General features: G+C 75.7%; 1 protein-coding gene. It reads right to left on the bottom strand.

Going from position 1 to position 1,725, the window contains the following annotated elements; all coding sequences use genetic code 11:
* A partial coding sequence (locus F6X68_RS32520) for an ATP-binding cassette domain-containing protein (protein WP_151457817.1) occupies nt 1-1,725 on the bottom strand: 1,725 nt, incomplete at both ends.

Raw genomic sequence — 1,725 nt, 5'->3', positions numbered from 1 at the left:
GGACCAGTGGGGTTCCAGGTCGCGCCAGGGGCCCTGGGCGGCGACCGTGCCGGAGCGGAGGACCACGACGTGGTCGGCCCGGACCAGGGCGGCGCGCTTCGAGGTCGAACCCACCACGGTCACGCCGTGCTCGCGCAGCGCCTGCCACAGCGCCAGCTCGGTGGTGACGTCCAGCGCCGAGGAGACGTCGTCGGCCACCAGCAGCTCGGTACGGGGGGCCAGCGCCCGGGCCAGCGCGAGGCGCTGCAACTGCCCGCCCGAGAGCCGGGTGCCCTTGTGCCCGATCAGCAGCCCGAGCCCGCCGCCGGCCGCCGCCAGGTCGTGGTCGAGCTGGGCGGTCGACACCGCCGCCGCGGCGTCCACCTGGTGGCCGAGGGTGATGTTGTCGGCCACCGTGCCGGAGAGCACCCGGGGCAGCTGGCCGACGTAGCCCACCTGGTGGGGGCGCAGGAACAGCTCCGGCTCGGTGACGGGGTCGCCGTTCCAGGTCAGCCGGCCGGTGTGCGGGGCGATGCCGGCCAGCGCCCGCAGCAGCGACGACTTGCCCGAGCCGACCGGCCCGACGACCAGCACCAGCTGGCCGCGTTCCACCGTCAGGTCGACGTCGCGCACGGCCACCGTCCCGTCGCTGTGCCGGACGCCGAAGCCGGTCAGCTCCAGCCGGCGCAGCGGGTGCCGGGGCGGCACGACGGGCGCCGGGGCGGTCCCCGCGCCGAGGTCCACCCCCGGCACCGCCGCCGAGTACGCCTCCACGCCGGTCATCGCCACCGTCCGCCGGGTCCACACCCGCGCCGACGGGATCTGCGAGATCAGCGAGGCCGTCGTCCACGCGAACCAGCGGGCGGCGGCCAGGGTGGCGACCGCGACCAGGGTGGCGCCGGCCGAGAGCTGCCCGGCCAGGAAGAGCGCCCACGCGCCGATCGGCAGCAGGCCGCTGACCAGCGACGGGGTCGAGCGGGACCAGACCTGCACGGAGATCTCCCGGCGTTGCCGGTCGCTGCGCACCACGTCGAGGTCGGCCAGGTGGGCCAGCACCGGGCGGGTGGCCCCGGCGAGTTTGACCGTACGGGCGGCCGACAGCGAGGAGACCAGTGCGGTGGCGAACGCGGCCCGCGCCGCGACGGTGGCCCGCGCCGACCGTTCCAGGTGGGGGCCGAACAGCGTGGCGGCGAGTCCGGAGACGAGCATCGTGCCCGCGAAGAAGAGCCCCGGCACCACACTGCCGGTGACGGCGGTCATCGTGACCAGGAGCAGCAGCGAGAGCCCCTGGTCCATCAGGTTGTCGGCGAGCTGCACCACCCGCTCGGTGTCGCCGCCCTGGGCCACCACCTCCGCCGGCGTGTGCCGGCTGACCCGGCGCGGTCCGGTCTGGCCGTGCACCAGGCGCAGGCTGATCCGCAGCATCTGCCGGACCCACCACTGCGGGAAGCGCAGACCGTTGAGGTACGGCACCGGCAGGGTCACCAGCAGGCCGACGACGATCCCCAGTGCGGGCTTCCACGGGTCGCCGGTGCCGTCGACCACGTCCGCCCAGAGCCACGGCAGCACCGGCCCCTCCAGCCCGAGGAGCACGAGCAGCAGGAACAACGCCAGCGAGGCCAGCCCGTAGCGCGCGTCGTTGAGGCACAGCCGCAGGATCTCCCGCAGCCCGCGCAGCCCCCGCGGGGACGTCGTCTCCGGCTCCCCGGGGGCTGCGCGGGCTGCGGGAGATCCTGCGGCTGTGCC

The organism is Micromonospora sp. AMSO12t, assembly GCF_008806585.1.
Lineage (GTDB): Bacteria > Actinomycetota > Actinomycetes > Mycobacteriales > Micromonosporaceae > Micromonospora > Micromonospora reichwaldensis.
This window is presented reverse-complemented; position numbering and strand designations above follow the sequence as displayed.